Raw genomic sequence first — 14,545 nt, forward strand, 5'->3', positions numbered from 1 at the left:
CCCGTGCCGTCACCGAGCGCGGAGCGTTGTCCGGTTCCCGTTTCCCGATCGCTTGGTGCCGGTGTGGGTGCCGGTGCCGCTGCCAGAGGAGTGACTCGCGTCCCGGAAGGCTCGTGGGCCGACCCGACACGGGGTACGTCCGGGAATGTACGGTCGGTACAGGTCTACGCAACCATGGGTCGGCGGTCCAGGCAGTGCGCGTTCCCCCGTCCCAGGAGAGTGGAAGGCGCCCCCCATGGCTCCGAACCCGCCAGCCTCCCTTCCGGCGCACGTGCGCCCCCTCACCGCGGGCGATCCCGCCGAGATCAGCGGCCACCGGCTGATCGGCCGCCTCGGCGGCAGCACCATGGGCGTGGTCTACGCCGCCGTGGCCCCGGACGGCGAGGCGGTCGCCCTCAGGGTCGCCCACGCCGAGTGGGTTCCGGCCGCTGACCCCGACCGCAGGATCACGCTCCTGCGCCGGTCCGTCGGGGTGTGCGCCGTGGGCGTCAACGCCAGCGGAACCTTCCACGGGCGGCCGTGGGCCTCGGTCCAGTACCTTCCCGGCCCCGACCTGGCCCGCCGCGTGCACGAGGACGGGCCCCTCCCCGAGCCCGCCCTCCTGGTGCTGGCCGCCGGAACCGCAGAGGCGCTGGCCTCGGTCCACGCCGCGGGCGTACCGCACGGGGACGTCAAACCCGGAAACGTCGTCCTGACCCCGGAAGGCCCCCGGCTCGTGGACCACGGGATCGCCCGCCGGGTGGACGACGCGGACTCCCTGACCACCGCGGGCAGCGTCGGCTGGCTGGCCCCGGAGCGCTACGCGGGCGCGCGGCCCGACACCGCCTCCGACGTCTTCTCCTGGGCCTGCCTGGTGGTGTTCGCCGCGACCGGGCACGCCCCGTTCGGCACGGACGCCGCACCGCCGGAGGCGGCCCGCCGGGCCGGGGAGGAGGCCGTCGACCTCGCCGACGTTCCCGAGGGGCTGCGTCCCCTGCTGGCCCGGGCGCTGTCGACGGACCCCGGGCGGCGCCCCGCGGCGGAGGAGGCCTACCTGGAGTGCCTCCTGTTGGCGGGCGTGGAGGACAGCGCCACCCCCGACGTGTGGGCGGACCGGCTGCGCGCGCTCGTCCGCGCCCACTGGCCGCGCGTGGACGCGGACCGCGGCCAGCCCGCGGAGTGGATCAGCTCCGCCCTGCACATGGCGGAGCGCGAGGCCGAGGCCGCCGAATCGGATGCCTCCCCCCGGTGGAGTCTGCGTGCCCGGAGCCGGGCGGCCGGTGCCGTCAGCGACGGTGGGACCGGCGAGCACGCGACCGGTCGGCGGGCGATCGGCGGAGGGGCGGTCGGCGGGCGCTCGCGTGGGCGCCGCCGCGCGGAAGCCCGGCGCCGGCTTCCCGTTCTGGCGGTCGCCGCCGCCGTGCTCCTGGCCGTGTCCGTCGGCGGCGGCTACCTGCTCCTGAACGCCCTGTCCGCGGAGTCCGGCACCACCACGGCCGACTCCGGCTCCGGGACGGACCCGGCCACCGAGGGGGATCCGCCGGCCGGGCCCCTCAGCGGAACGGAGCTGGTGGCGGCCTCGCTCGACACCCTCCTGGCCGCGGACTCCTTCGAGCTCACCCTGCTCACCCACGCCGGAAACGGGGAGGGCCACGGCCAGCCGCTTCCCGCCGGTACCGGCCCCACCCTCTTCGACCGGGTGCTCTACCAGGCGGGGCCGCCGGAGGCGCTGCGCTGGACCAGTACCGTCAGCGGCGCACGCACCAGCGACCTGCTGATGGTCGACGGCGACCTGCTGCGCGCGGAGAACTCCGCCTGGAACGCGACGCCGACCTGGCACGCGGCCGAGCCGGGGCTGGCGGAGGAGGTGTTCGCGCCCGCTGAGGTGGTCGCACCGCTCGTCCGCGCGGTGGAGGAGGGGACCGTCACCGCGGAGGAGGAGGTGGTCCTCGCCGCGCCCCCGCCCGCCCAGGACGCCTTCGGCCACCTGGGCGGCGAGGCCCCCGACGGCGTGCCCGCGATCCGGGTGGAGGGCACGTTCCCCGCCGGGGGAGGGCCGGGGGAGGCGGACACGGTGTTCGCATTGGTCGCGACCGAGGACGGGGTCCCGTTGAGCTTCGCCACGGAGGGCTCCGGCGGAGGGGTGCTCAACGGGCGACCGGTGTCGGAGGGGGTCCCGGTCTCGTTCCTGGACCCCGCCGCCCCCGAACCGGAGCGGTGGTACACGCGGTACACGTTCGTGGAAATCGGTGGAACCCCCGACCTGGGCGTCCCCGATCCCGGGCAGGTCCGGCCCGCCGCTCCCGCGCCCGACGGCGACTGAGCACGGGAGCCGATCGGGCGGCCTCCCCACACGCCTGTGGCGCTCCTCCCGCCCGGTGGTGTAGGTTCACCCCCGTGTCGCGTGCCACCGACCACAGAGCAGTGGGCCGGTCGGTAGGTATGGAGGCACCTTGACATCCGGGAGCGCACTGTGAGCACACACACCGCGGACCGCGTCTAGCCGTTCCGACGGCGCCGGCCCCAGCCGCGCCCGAACGCGCCCAGACCCCTCGCGACCTCCCCGGAGTCCTCTTCCGGCCCGGCCACGCCCGGGCTCCCTGTCACGTCCGCCCGCCACCCGTGCGCCTGCGCGCCCGGGCCGCCGCGGGTGCCTTCGGGGACGGTCGCGCCCATGACCACCATCCCGAAGGAGACCTGTGACCGAAAACCCGCACGTCCGGACCACCGAGCCCCACGTCAGCGACTTCAACGTCCCCGTCGTGGAGGAGTTCCGCGCCAACGGGGGCCGCGTCGGCGGCGTGTTCGAGGGCGGCGACCTTCTGCTGCTCACCACCGTCGGGGCCCGCTCCGGCCGCGAGCACACCACCCCGCTCGGCTTCGTCCGCGTCGACGGACGCGTACTCGTCCTCGGCTCCGCGGGCGGCTCGGACCGCCACCCGGACTGGTTCCGCAACGTCCTCGCCCACCCCATGGTGCGCGTGGAACTGGGTACCGAGACGTTCGACGCCGTCGCCGTCCCCGCCGAGGGCGCCGAACGCGACCGCCTCTTCGCCGAGTTCGTCCGAACGGACTCCGGATACGCCGACTACCAGGCCGCAACCGCACGGGTCCTGCCGGTGGTCGCCCTGGACCGCGTCCACGCGGACGAACCCGCGGAGGTCGCCAACCTCGCCGACAAGCTCGTGGAGATCCACACCTGGCTGCGCGGCCAGCTCGCGCACGTACGCACCGAGGCCGAGGCCCACCTCGCCGAGCGCACCGCCGGGGCGGACGGGGACGGCCCGCCACCGCTGGGGCTCAGCCTCCAGCTGCGCCAGCACTGCCTGGCCTTCTGCGAGTCCCTGCACTTCCACCACTCCAGTGAGGAGTCCGGCCTCTTCCCGGCACTGGGCCGACAGGCCCCTCACCTGGAGGAGGCGCTGCGGCGGCTGTGGGAGGAGCACCGCACCGTGGACCGCGTCCGCGGTGAGCTGGAGGCGCTCATCTCCGACCTGTCCACGGCCGACCCCGAGCGCTTCCGAGCGGAGCTGGACCGGATGACCCGGGAACTGGAGGCCCACCTGGACTACGAGGAGGCCCAGCTGATCCCGACCCTGGCCGAGATCCCGTTCCCGCCCGCCGGTCCGGCCTAGAGCCCTGCCGCGGCCCCTTCCCCCGGAACGGGGGAAGGGGCCGCCCCCGTCAGCCGCCCAGGATGAGGCCGAGGTTGACCTCGGTGCCCAGGAACATCGACCCCACGATGAGGATGAGCAGGCCCGGAAGCAGGGTCACCGCGGTCACCATCGTCACCCGGGGGTTCATCCGCTGCGCCTTGCGGCGCATGTACTGCGCGTCGGCGCGCCGCATGTCCTGGCTGATGGCGACCAGGGTGTCGCTGAGCGGGGCGCCCAGCTCCTCCGCCTGCTGGATCGCGGTCACGAACTTGCTCAAGGACTCGTTGCGGTTGCGTCGGCGCAGCATCTCGAACGCCTCCCGCCGCGAGGTGCCCAGCTCCATCTGCTGGAGGGCCAGCGCGAACTCGTCGGCGAGCACGCCCGGCATCGACTCCGCGACCCGGGCCACCGCCGCCCGGAACGACATCCCGGCGCTCACCGTCACCGCCAGCACGTCCAGGAAGTCGGGCAGCTGCGACTGCACCTTGTCGCCGCGCTCCTGGCCCTGCACGTACAGGCTCAGGTCGGTCAGCCCCATGAAGGCCAGCACCACCAGCCCGACCAACGGGTTCCCCGAGGCGAACATCAGCAGGCCCAGGGTGCCGTACAGCGCGACCTCGCCGACCTTGCGCCGCAGGTAGCGCTCCAGGGTCAGCCCCTCCGGCCTCCCCGCCGCCTCGATGCGCTCGGCGATGGAGATCAGGCGGCGCTGGCTCAGCGACGCGTGCAGCGATCGGGCGAACGGCCGTCCGATCGCCTCGGTGATCCGGTGCAGCACGAACGTGTCGTCGGACCGGATCCGCGTCGGGCGCGCGGCCGGGTCGGCCACCCGCACCCGGGTCTGCGACATCATCAGGTACAGGCCGTAGCACGCGACCAGCACGACCAGCGCGCTGGCCAGAGCGGCGGTCAGCGGCACCAGCAGGGAGAGGGGGGCGTTCATCGGGGAGCGGTCCTCACAGGTCGAACTTGGTGATGCGGGACACCAGCACGAAGCCGATGGCGAACAGCGCGGCCACCACCAGCAGCACCGCCACCCCCGCCACGGACGTGGTCATGACGCGCATGATGCCCGGCTCGATGGCGTTGATCAGGAACAGGGCGCCCACCGACATGAACCCCAGCGCCCACACGGTGCTCGTGGTCTCGCTGAGGATGGTCTGCACCTCGCGCCGGGTCTCCTTGCGGTTCTCCAGGGTGGTGGAGATGTTGCGCAGCGCCGTGACCAGGGAGCCGCCCGAACGCGAGGCCACCACCAGCGTGGACAGCAGGACCCCCAGTTCACGGGAGGGCATGCGCTCGCGCAGCTCCGCGACGGCCTCCTCGAAGCTGGCGCCCAGCTTCATGGACTCGGCCATGCGGCTCAGCTCCTCGCCCGCGGGTCCGTCCAGCTCGTCGGCGGCCATCGCCACGGCCGTGGGCAGGGCCAGGCCCGCCGAGGTCGCGTTGCCCAGCACCCGGGCCAGGTCCGGCAGCTGGGAGGTGAACTCCTCGCGCCGCTTGGCCTCGGCGCGGTTGAGGTAGGAGAAGAACAGGAACGCCACCCCGGCCGCCGCGAGCAGGCCGAAGAAGGGCGCCAGCACCTGCCAGACCACGACCACCGCCAGCAGCGATCCGCCCAGCAGCGCGAGAACGAACGTGGACAGGCGCACCTCCGCGCCCGACCGGGCGATCCTGCGGTACAGCCGCCCGCCCCACTGGGTGCGGTAGATCGCCGCGTCCAGCCGCGCCATGGGCGTGGACGCCTCGTACTCGGCCTGGTCCAGGGCACTGCGGGCGGCGATCATCCGCCGGTGCTGCGCACTGGCCACGAACTCCCACAGCGCCCACAGCGCCAGGGCCAGCACCGCGGCCAGGCCGCCGAGGATCGCCACGAACTGCCAGGTCACCGGAGCTCCATTCCGATCGGGGGACGCGCCCGCCGGGGCGCGGGGGAGGGCCTCACCAGCCGCTGCGGGGGCGCTCGTCGGTGACCACCCCGAAGGCCGCCGGGATGGCCTCGCCCACGTGGTAGATCCGCCCGGCGATGTGCCGGGGCAGCGGGAAGTGCCGGAACTCGCCCTCCACGGCCCGGTTGGGGCCCATGGGCAGGGCGGAGAACTGCATCACCGGGTCCAGCCGGAACTCCTCGCGCCGCCGTGAGGAGACCACCGCGATCTCGTTGACCCGCCGCGACCCGTCCGGCCACCGGCCCAGGTGGACGATGGCGTCCACCGCGTTGTTGATCTGGTCGCGGATCGCCTCGTAGGGCACGTTGACGTCGCTCAGGGTGGCCAGGGTCTGCAACCGGTGGATGGCGTCGTCGGCCGAGTTGGCGTGCACGGTCACCAGCGACCCGTCGTGGCCGGTGTTCATGGCCTGGAGCATGTCGATGGTCTCCGAGCCGCGCACCTCGCCGACGATGATGCGGTCCGGGCGCATCCGCAGCGCGTTGCGCACCAGGTCGCGGATGGCGATCTCACCCCGGCCCTCGATGTTGGGCGGTCTGGACTCCAGGCGCACCACGTGGTCCTGCATCAGCTGGAGCTCGGCCGAGTCCTCGATGGTGACGATGCGCTCGTCGGAGGGCACGAACGCCGACATCGCGTTGAGGAAGGTCGTCTTTCCGGTACCGGTGCCGCCGGACACCACGATGTTGAAGCGGGCCCGCACCATCGCCGCCAGCAGGATGCCGGTGGGCGAGTCCAGGCTCCCCATCCGCACCAGTTCGTCGATGGGGTAGGGCTTGGGGAAGCGCCGGATGGTCAGCACCGGGCCCGACAGCGACAGGGGCGGGATGATCACGTTGACCCGCTCGCCGGTGGGCAGCCGCGCGTCCACCATCGGGGAGGACTCGTCCACGCGGCGGTTGACCAGCGACACGATGCGGTCGATGGTCTGGTAGAGCTGCTCCTCGCCGTTGAAGGTGGCGTCCACCCGCTGCATCCGGCCGCCGCGTTCGATGAACACGTTGTCGGGGCCGTTCACCATGATCTCGGTGACGGTCTCGTCGGCCAGCAGCGGCTCCAGGACGCCCAGTCCCAGGGCCTCGTCCACGACCCGGCGGATGAGCGCCGAACGCTCCCGGTCGGAGAGCACCGGGCCCTCGCGGGTGAGGATGTGCCCCACGACCTTCTCCAGGCGGACCCGGCGCTGGGCCAGGGTCAGCCTGGTGAGGTCCTCCAGGTTGATCTCCTCCAGCAGGCGCCTGCGCCAGTGCGTGACGCTGCTGCGCTCGGAGCGCCCCTCGACGGCGCGGTCCTCCTCCAGACGGTCCTTCAGACCCATGGCCCCGCTCTCCTTCCCCCGGGGACCGGCGCGACGGGGACACACCCCGTCGCGCGGCGCCCCGACACGACTTCCGCTGCGTTCTCCCCGGGTACCGGGGCGGTGCCCCGGCGCTCACGGCGCACCGCCTCGACCTCACACATCGGGCATCTCCACGCGCCGGGTCAGCGTCAGGTCGAAGCCCGCCGCGGAGAACACGATCGGCAGCGGGTGCGAGACCTCCACGTAGAAGCCCTCGTGCTCGTTGACGCCGCTGGTGACGGTCGCCTCGTCCAGCCACGGCGGCAGCGCCGCGCGGGCGGCGGCCTCCGCGCCCTCCAACCGCTCGGCTCCGGCCACCCGCGCCCCGGCACGGGCCGCGGACTCCAGCCGCTCCACCGCGACGAAGGCCAGGAAGGCCTCGATCGCGATGACCGCGACCAGGAGCAGGATCGGGAAGATCGCGGCGAACTCCAGCAGCGGGCCGCCCCGGTCGCCGTCCCGGCGCGGTCGGCCTCCGAGCAGGAGGCGCCGCGCTCCGCGGCCTCCGGCGCTCCGGCGTTCCCCGGGCGGCGGACGCCGTGGTCTCCGAAGCCCTGCGGGCCGACGGCTCCCCGCCGGTCGGAGCCGCGGGTGCGTGTGTCGAGCGTCCCGGCGGTCCCCGGCCGGCGGACGCCGCCGTTCCCGGCCTTCGGCGCCCTGCTGGGTCCCGGGCAGGGGGTCGTGGTCCTCGACGCTTCGGCGGGTGCGGCCCGGAGCGGTCCGCCCGGCCGGTCGCGCGCTCACGGGGTGACCCCCCGCGGCTCGACCTCGGTGACCACGCGGGCCTCGCCGGTGACGTCCCAGGGCCCCGAGGCCCCGGGCAGGAAGATGGGCATGGCCATGGTCACCCGGGCGTAGCGCGCGCCGTCGCGCTCCACGATCTCCACGGACATCACGTCCGCCCCGTCCCACGGCGGCCGGACGCGCTTGCGGGCCTCCTCGTCCACACGCGCCATGTCGTCGGGGGTCACGGCGGCCTGGCGGGCGGCCTCGGCGGCGCCGTGCGAGGCGTACATGGCGGTGATGCCGAGCAGCAGCACCTGCCACACCAGGGCCAGCGCCAGCATCATGAACGGCACCGCCGCGGCGAACTCCACGATGACCCCGCCGCGGTCGCCGCACCGCCGCCCCCGTCGGAGGCCGGGCTCAGCTCCCGAAGCCACCGCGTCCCCCTCCGCCCCCGTGCGGCCCGGAACCCGGGCGCCCGCCGAAGGGCTGGCCCAGCGGCGGCACGGAGGCCTGCCCGTTGACCGCCGCGCGCGACGGGTTGGCCCCCGACGCGTTGAGGAAGCCGGACACGTCACGGGTGGAGGGTCCGCCGCCGCGTCGCTCGGACAGGGAGGCGAACCCGCCCAGCCCCGCGGGCGGGGTGGCCGAACCCCCGCCTCCGCCGGGCTGCACGGGCGGGTTCAGCAGGTCCAGCTCCGCGGCCAGCCGCGAGAAGGCCCTGCGCAGCCCCTCGTCGGTCACCTTGGTCGGGTCGCCGTTGTTCTCCCCGGGCTCCAGCGCGCGGTAGGCGGCGGGGACCGGTGTGCGCAGCACCCGGGTGCCCAGCAGCTGCTGGAGGAAGTCCGGCTGGATCTCGTTCTTGCGGCTGTGCCGGGTGACCAGCGAGTACACGTCCGTGTGCGAACGCACCTGCAACCGCTCCCACATGCTCATCAGCCGCTGGGCGCCGCGCATCGCGGGCACGTCCGGGGTGACGGTGACGACCGCGCTGTCGGCCAGCTCGACCGCCATGGCGGTGGCCTCGTTCATGGTGGACCCGCAGTCCACCACCACCAGTTCGTAGCGGGACCGGAGCGCGTTCAGCACCCGCCGGGCGGCGCTGGCGCCGACGTCCTCGCCGCGTTCGCCGTGTTCGGGGGCGAGGAGCACGTGCGGACCCCGCGGGTCCACGTACAGGGTCTCCGCGAGCATGCCGGGGGTGATGTTGTCCCCGGCCTCGACCAGGTCGCTGATGGAGCGGCGGTGGCGCAGGTTGAGGAACGCGGGCAGGTCGCCGGTCTGCAGGTCCAGGTCGACCAGGCACACCACCCGCTCGGCGGCGGCCGCGGCCATCGCCAGGTGCACGGCGCACGTGGTGGTGCCCACGCCGCCCTTGGCGCCGCTGATCGCCACGATCCGGCCCCGCACGCCCGACGCGGGCAGGTCCATCGACGCCGACTCCAGGTGGCGGCGCAGCGTGCGCGACCACTCGGCGGCCTTGGTGACCCGGCTCTCCAGCTCGGCGATCCCGCAGTCGTCGGGCATCACCCCGCGCGCACCGGCCTCCATGGCCCCGGTGAACGTGTCGGGGTCCATAGTGGGCGACACCAGCAGGATCGCCACCTGCGGATGGCGGTGGGACAGGTCGCGTACGGCCTCGAACACCGGCGCCGGGCCCAGATCCTGGTGGATGAGGACCACGTCGATCTCCGGGAACTCCCCGGCGGCGTCGATCAGCGCCGTCGTGGTGGCCCTGAAGGCCACCAGGGAAGCGCTGCCCAGCTCCTCGAAACGCGCGGCGAGCACCATCTCCGACTCCGAGGTCGGCATACCCGCCAGGACACGGAAGTTCAACGCTTACCCCCCATGCGGCGCGCGCCGGTCGTCGGCCGCCCCGCCCTCGTCCGGTGTCGTGCTCTCGTCGGCCGTTCCCCCGGCGACGAGGTCGTCGAAGTCCCCGCTGCAGAACTCGGACTCCTCCGGGGTGCCGCCGCCGTCGGCGCTCACCAGGGCCAGCCTGAGCCCGCTGGAGAAGTCCTCGGCGTAGGCGAGCCGGAGCGCCGCCTGCGGGTCCAGGCGGAAGGTCACCGGGACCACCCCGGCGACGCCGCCGCCCTCCTCCTCCTGGGTGCGCAGCTCACCGATGTCGAGGACCTCCACCTCGGTGATGACCCGCACCGCGCACGCCTCGCCGTGGTCGCGCGCCGGGAAGGTGCCGTAGATGTCCACGAACGACCCGCGCCGCACCTTGCCCGCCACGCCGGTCTCGGCGTTGACCATGATGGCGATCTCCCGCTCCCCGGCGGTGAGGGTGGGCTGGGGCTGCACCATGCCCCGCTGGAGGTAGACGCCCGCCCCCAGGTGGGAGGCGGCGACGAGCTGCTGATCGGCCGGGGTCTCCACCTGGGACAGGTCGGTGAGGAAGACCTCCGGGTCGAAGTACATGCTGGGCACCTCGACCCGCTCCACGGACTCCTCGCCGATGGGCTGGTAGGCGTCCACGGCCTCGGTCAGCCGCAGGACGGTCGCGAACTCGCCGAGGCGCTCCTGCTGGCTGTTGAGGTAGGTGAACACGGAGGCGAACACGGCGACGGCGCCGATAGCGGCAACGACCATGAGCAGGACGCCGCGTCGCTGACGGGGGTTCATAGGGGTGGCTTTTCCGTTTCCAGTGTCGTCGCGGGCCGTCCGCTCGCCTCGGGGGCGCGGTGCCGGTCCCTAACGGGAGTAGGTCCGGGGCGCGTCGGGGCGCGGGGCGCGGCCCGCGAACGGCGGACCCTGCGGTCGGTCGGTGGAGGGCGGGGGAGGCGGACCCGGCACGCGCCCCCCTTCCACGGGGGGAGGGGCCTGGCCGGGTCCGGCGGTGCCGCCGGGGGAGGAGGTGTCGGTTCCGCCCGAGGCGCCGGGCGGGCGGGTGGTGCCGCCGGAGAGGGGCCCGGCGGCTCCTGTCGAGGAGCCCGGAACCGCCGGGGGGCCCTGCCCGCCGGAGGGCCGGGGGCCGGACCGGGGAGCGGACTGCTGCGCGGGGGTCCGTGCGGCGGTGGCCGAGCAGAAGGGGCAGGTGCGTGCCGACATGGGCTCGCCGCACCAGGAGCAGGAGGCGGCGCGGATGGAACTGGCGGCGTAGGCCAGGGCCTGCGGGTGGGCGCTCAGCGCCACGAACTCCACGTACTTGGCGGTTCCCCAGTACAGGGGGCCGAGCGGCTGGGCGGGCAGGGTGCGGGTGGCCACGGGCTGGATGGCCTGCGGGAGGTGGTCGTCGAAGACCCCGGTGATGCCGGGGTCGGGGGTGGAGCACAGCAGCTGGACCGGTTGCACGGGCCGGAAGGGGAGCGTGCGGGAGACGTCGGACGCGCGCATGCGTCCCACCCGGTGGGTGGGCGCGCAGTAGGCGAGGAAGGACACGGACGGGGCGTAGGAGCCCATGTGCTGGCGCATCGAGGTCGGGATGGTGGTCAGGCCGGAGACGGTCCTGAGCCAGGCACCCGCCAGCAGGTGCCGGGGCAGTTCGTCGCACAGCGCGGCGACCATCCCCGGCGGCAGGTAGGGGGCGAGGTAGGCGAGCTGGTCGGCGACCAGGGACAGGGCCAGGGGCGACAGGTCGACGCCGATCCCGGCGATGTGGTCGGTACGCATCGCGCCGCGGGCGAAGTTGACCGCGCGCTCGGCGTCCGCGGAGTGCCACGCGGGGTAGAGCGCCACGACCTTGCGGCCCGCCTCGACCTGCTCCCTGGCGAAGGCGACGAACGCTGCGCTGCGCTCGCCGATGCCCTCACCGCGCATCGCGAACCGGTGGGCCCCGGCCTCACCCACATGACCCGTGCTGGGGATGTCCGCCAACAGGGTGACGGTCGTCGCCGACCGAGGTAGGGCTCTGGACACTGGGCAAGCTCCATCGGTTCTGCGCGCTGGGGCGAGATGGCTGAGCGGCCTTGCGAAGGGTGGCACTCGGACGCATCGTAACGAATGTGTGGCTGAGCGCGGGAGGCCTCGCGTTTGTCGCCCCGGAACGCGGGGTGTGCGGTGGTGGAGTGGTCGGGGTGCGGGGGGTCGGCGGGGGTGACACGGGTGGCGCGGACTCCGCGCTGGCCGAAGGGGATCGGATCGTGTCCGTGTGCACCGCCTCTTTCCTGGGCAGACGTGTTTCGTGCTGGCCGCATGTGGCCAACGCGTGGACAGATCGGTATGCGACCGTTTTCGGGTCGTATGGGTTCTGTGTTGGTCCGTGGGGGTTGGGATGCCTCCCGGTGACGTTTGGTGTCTCTCATCCTTTCTTCTCCAAGGATGCCCTTCCTCTCCCTGCCCCACCAGTCCCCTTCGCGGCCTGTGGACAACCCTCTCGGCGCATGGACGCTCCCTCCGGGGGCGAGGAAGGCGGTCGGGGTGTCGCGCCGGTCACGTACGGGATTGGACCCGCCCCACGCGGGAACGAAACAGGAAGGCTTCGCGTCATATCTTGAGAAGCCACGTCCTCACCGAGGAGACCGAACGATGCGCAAGGCAAACCGCGCCGCGGCGGGAGCCGCCGCCTGGCAGGTCGTCCGCAACACCGACAGCGACATGTCCGTCTGGCAGCGGGCCGGAGCCGTCCCGCGGATGATCGGCGCCAAGGTGCGTGGACGCTACCCCGAGCTGAGCAGCGGCAAACTGCTCGGGATGCTCGTGCTGGTGGCCTACATCCTCTCTCCCGTCGACTTCGTCCCCGAACTGTTCGTTCCGCTGCTCGGCCTGGCCGACGACGTCGCCGTCGCCGTGTGGCTGACCACCATGGCGCTCGGCGAGAGCGAGCGCTTCGTGCTCTGGGAGCGCCGGAACCAGGCGCAGCAGGCCTTCCACGAGGCCAACCAGCCGGGCGGACACGACCACGGCATGCGCGGCGGCCCGGAGGGACCGGAACGGGGACACGGCGTCTCCGGCCACGACGGCCACCGCTCCTCCACCGACGGCGCACGCCCCTGAACGGCACCGTCCCGGTCAGCGCCGTCGCTGGCCGGGACCGCCGCCCTCCGTTGACGGCCCCGGATCGCACCCGGACCGCACACGGGCCCCGCGCGCACCGCGCGGGGCCCGTGGCGTCGGATCCGGTCGAACCGCAGGGCGTCGGGGGTCGCACCGCCGAGCGCACGACCGGATCCCGCTTCCGTCACCAGCTGGACTTGGTCACCCCGGGCAGCTCGCCCCGGTGGGCCATCTCCCGGAAGCGGATCCGCGAGAGTCCGAACTTGCGCAGGTGTCCTCGTGGCCGCCCGTCCACGGCGTCGCGGTTGCGCAGCCGGGTGGCGCTGGCGTCGCGGGGCTGCCGGTTCAGCTCGGCCACCGCCGCCGCGCGCTCCCGCTCACCGGTGCGCGGGCTGCGGATGATCCGCTTGAGTTCGGCCCTGCGCTCGGCGTAGCGGGCCACCACGCGCCTGCGCTGCTGGTCGCGGGCGATCTTGCTCTTCTTGGCCATCAGACCCTCCCGCCGCGGGCGCGGATCTGGGCGACCACCCGCTCGATGCCTCGGGCATCGATCACCTTCATGCCCTTGGTGCTCACGCGCAGCTTCACGTAACGCCCCTCACTGGGCAGCCAGTACTTCTTCGTCTGGATGTTGGGGTCGAACCGGCGCTTGGTGCGCCGGTGGGAGTGCGAGACCGAGTTTCCGAAGGCCGGAGCCTTCCCGGTCACCTGACAGACACGGGACACGGCGGTCCCTCCTCTCGTTCGCGGCCCGCGGACTCGCGGACCGTTCGGGCTCCCCGGTGTCCGGGGCCCTCCCGTCATGGCGCCGTCCCTCTACAGGGCGTCGGCGAAGGGGTCGGACCGCAGCGGCTGTCCCGCCTCGTCCTCGGTCATCAGGCACGAGTCCAGCAGGGCCACCAGGCGTCGGGCGTCCAGGTCCACACCCGTGAACGCCAGGTGCTGGCCGCGGTCGCCGAGCACCGGGTCCCAGTCCAGGAGCGCCGAGACCCGGCGGGTCTCGGAGACCATCTCCACCGCGGCCTCGGGCAGCGCGTCCAGCCAGGGGCCGCCGCTCTCCAGCAGCAGGGCGTCGTTGTAGGCGTCCCACACCAGCAGCGTGTCCGGGCGGCTGGCCAGCCAGATCCGGCCCCGGCCGCGCAGGCCCGCGGACACGATCCGCTCCAGCGCCTCGTGCAGCCGCACGGGGTGCAGGGGGCGCCTGCGGCTCCAGGTCACCGTGCTCACCCGCCCGTCCGCGCGGTCGGCGTAGTACGCCCAGGCCGGGTTGAGCCGGTGCGCTGCCGCCTCGGGGTCGAACCGGCCGTGCGTCAGGTCCGCCAGCCCGCCGCCCGCGGGGACGACCACGGCGGCCGGGTTGAGGTGCTCCACCAGGGCGCGGGCCTCGTCGAGGTGGCGGGTTCCGTGCACGGCGACCGCCGTCGGGTACTCGACCTGGTGGGCGAGCACCTCGGCCACCGTGCGCTCGTCCTCCACCGCGATGTCCAGGTCCCGGTCGCTCAGGTCGTCGTGCCCGGACAGGTCCGGCAGCAGGCGGTCGGCGTCCACCGCCGCGATGACCGCGGCCAGCCTCAGCTCCTCCCGGGCCGCGACGACCTCGGCCACCTGCCGGGGTTCGACCCCGTCCCAGGTCTCCACCACGCACAGGGTGTGCTCACCCCGCTCGGCCAGCCGCAGCAGCGTGGGCACGAGGTCCTCGCGCAGCGTGCAGGACGCGCACAGGTGGTCCAGGTCGACACGGCTGTGGTCCACGGCGCCCCAGCGGTCACGGATGACGCGGTGGACGATCCCCTCGGCGATCCCGTCGAGGTCGTGGTGCACGGCCACGGACCCCGGGACCTCCGCCAGCAGGTCGTCCACGCTTCGTCCGCGCGCGTGGCGGTGCAGGCCGCAGACCACGGCCACGCGCATGGGGGTTGTCGGCTCCATCGGGAGACACCCTCCTTTCAAAGAAA

Annotated in this window: 14 protein-coding genes; 3 read left to right on the plus strand and 11 right to left on the minus strand. The window is 73.7% G+C overall.

Annotated features, from left to right (window positions below):
- Positions 1-235: 235 nt before the first annotated feature.
- Both EV372_RS17020 and EV372_RS17025 read left to right on the plus strand, forming a co-directional pair.
- The gene (locus tag EV372_RS17020; RefSeq protein ID WP_130396767.1) at positions 236-2,302 is read left to right on the plus strand and encodes a serine/threonine-protein kinase; all 2,067 of its coding nucleotides are present in this window, start codon (positions 236-238) and stop codon (positions 2,300-2,302) included.
- 376 nt (positions 2,303-2,678) lie between these two features.
- Entirely contained in the window at positions 2,679-3,614 is a 936-nt protein-coding gene (locus EV372_RS17025; protein ID WP_130396768.1) for a nitroreductase/quinone reductase family protein, read from the plus strand.
- 49 nt (positions 3,615-3,663) lie between these two features.
- Here EV372_RS17025 and EV372_RS17030 read toward each other — a convergent pair whose 3' ends face one another.
- From EV372_RS17030 to EV372_RS17065, 8 genes are all read right to left on the minus strand, one after another.
- The gene (locus EV372_RS17030) at positions 3,664-4,578 is read right to left on the minus strand and encodes a type II secretion system F family protein (protein ID WP_130396769.1); all 915 of its coding nucleotides are present in this window, start codon (positions 4,576-4,578) and stop codon (positions 3,664-3,666) included.
- A 13-nt stretch (positions 4,579-4,591) separates the two neighbouring features.
- A complete protein-coding gene (locus EV372_RS17035; RefSeq protein WP_130396770.1) occupies positions 4,592-5,524 on the minus strand; it encodes a type II secretion system F family protein in 933 nt (310 codons plus the stop codon).
- A gap of 52 nt (positions 5,525-5,576) precedes the next feature.
- Positions 5,577-6,902 carry a TadA family conjugal transfer-associated ATPase gene (locus EV372_RS17040; RefSeq protein WP_130396771.1) on the minus strand — a complete coding sequence of 442 codons (1,326 nt, stop codon included), beginning with the start codon at positions 6,900-6,902 and terminating at the stop codon, positions 5,577-5,579.
- A 135-nt stretch (positions 6,903-7,037) separates the two neighbouring features.
- Positions 7,038-7,406 carry a TadE/TadG family type IV pilus assembly protein gene (locus EV372_RS17045; protein WP_130398968.1) on the minus strand — a complete coding sequence of 123 codons (369 nt, stop codon included), beginning with the start codon at positions 7,404-7,406 and terminating at the stop codon, positions 7,038-7,040.
- Between the two features lie 257 nt (positions 7,407-7,663).
- On the minus strand, positions 7,664-8,020 hold the full coding sequence (locus tag EV372_RS17050; protein WP_130398969.1) for a pilus assembly protein: 357 nt from the start codon (positions 8,018-8,020) through the stop codon (positions 7,664-7,666).
- A 49-nt stretch (positions 8,021-8,069) separates the two neighbouring features.
- Positions 8,070-9,485 (minus strand): AAA family ATPase, encoded by a 1,416-nt coding sequence (locus EV372_RS17055; RefSeq protein WP_130396772.1) that lies wholly within the window; start codon positions 9,483-9,485, stop codon positions 8,070-8,072.
- A gap of 3 nt (positions 9,486-9,488) precedes the next feature.
- Positions 9,489-10,280 carry a Flp pilus assembly protein CpaB gene (cpaB, locus tag EV372_RS17060; RefSeq protein ID WP_130396773.1) on the minus strand — a complete coding sequence of 264 codons (792 nt, stop codon included), beginning with the start codon at positions 10,278-10,280 and terminating at the stop codon, positions 9,489-9,491.
- 69 nt (positions 10,281-10,349) lie between these two features.
- Positions 10,350-11,471: a hypothetical protein gene (locus tag EV372_RS17065; protein WP_130396774.1), complete on the minus strand. Its 1,122-nt coding sequence runs from the start codon at positions 11,469-11,471 to the stop codon at positions 10,350-10,352.
- 651 nt (positions 11,472-12,122) lie between these two features.
- Between EV372_RS17065 and EV372_RS17070 the strand changes: the two genes are divergently transcribed.
- Positions 12,123-12,590: a DUF1232 domain-containing protein gene (locus tag EV372_RS17070; RefSeq protein ID WP_130396775.1), complete on the plus strand. Its 468-nt coding sequence runs from the start codon at positions 12,123-12,125 to the stop codon at positions 12,588-12,590.
- Positions 12,591-12,774: 184 nt separating this feature from the next.
- Here EV372_RS17070 and rpsN read toward each other — a convergent pair whose 3' ends face one another.
- The 3 genes from rpsN to EV372_RS17085 all read right to left on the minus strand — a co-directional run bounded on the left by rpsN (position 12,775) and on the right by EV372_RS17085 (position 14,501).
- Positions 12,775-13,080: a 30S ribosomal protein S14 gene (rpsN, locus tag EV372_RS17075; protein ID WP_130396776.1), complete on the minus strand. Its 306-nt coding sequence runs from the start codon at positions 13,078-13,080 to the stop codon at positions 12,775-12,777.
- A complete protein-coding gene (gene rpmB / locus EV372_RS17080; protein WP_130396777.1) occupies positions 13,080-13,316 on the minus strand; it encodes a 50S ribosomal protein L28 in 237 nt (78 codons plus the stop codon). Before rpmB ends, rpsN begins: the two co-directional genes overlap by 1 nt.
- Before the next feature lie 90 nt (positions 13,317-13,406).
- Positions 13,407-14,501, minus strand: a complete 1,095-nt coding sequence (locus EV372_RS17085) for a GTP-binding protein (protein ID WP_130398970.1) — start codon at positions 14,499-14,501, stop codon at positions 13,407-13,409.
- Positions 14,502-14,545 lie beyond the last annotated feature (44 nt).

The organism is Nocardiopsis sp. CNZ308 (genome assembly GCF_004217075.1).

What these genes read in the sequence shown, in the direction of transcription:
- EV372_RS17020 (WP_130396767.1), top strand. Translation starts at nt 236, where the DNA reads ATGGCTCCGAACCCGCCAGCCTCCCTTCCGGCGCACGTGCGCCCCCTC.
- EV372_RS17030 (WP_130396769.1), bottom strand. Translation starts at nt 4,578, where the DNA reads ATGAACGCCCCCCTCTCCCTGCTGGTGCCGCTGACCGCCGCTCTGGCC.
- EV372_RS17040 (WP_130396771.1), bottom strand. Translation starts at nt 6,902, where the DNA reads ATGGGTCTGAAGGACCGTCTGGAGGAGGACCGCGCCGTCGAGGGGCGC.
- cpaB (WP_130396773.1), bottom strand. Translation starts at nt 10,280, where the DNA reads ATGAACCCCCGTCAGCGACGCGGCGTCCTGCTCATGGTCGTTGCCGCT.
- EV372_RS17070 (WP_130396775.1), top strand. Translation starts at nt 12,123, where the DNA reads ATGCGCAAGGCAAACCGCGCCGCGGCGGGAGCCGCCGCCTGGCAGGTC.
- rpsN (WP_130396776.1), bottom strand. Translation starts at nt 13,080, where the DNA reads ATGGCCAAGAAGAGCAAGATCGCCCGCGACCAGCAGCGCAGGCGCGTG.
- EV372_RS17085 (WP_130398970.1), bottom strand. Translation starts at nt 14,501, where the DNA reads ATGCGCGTGGCCGTGGTCTGCGGCCTGCACCGCCACGCGCGCGGACGA.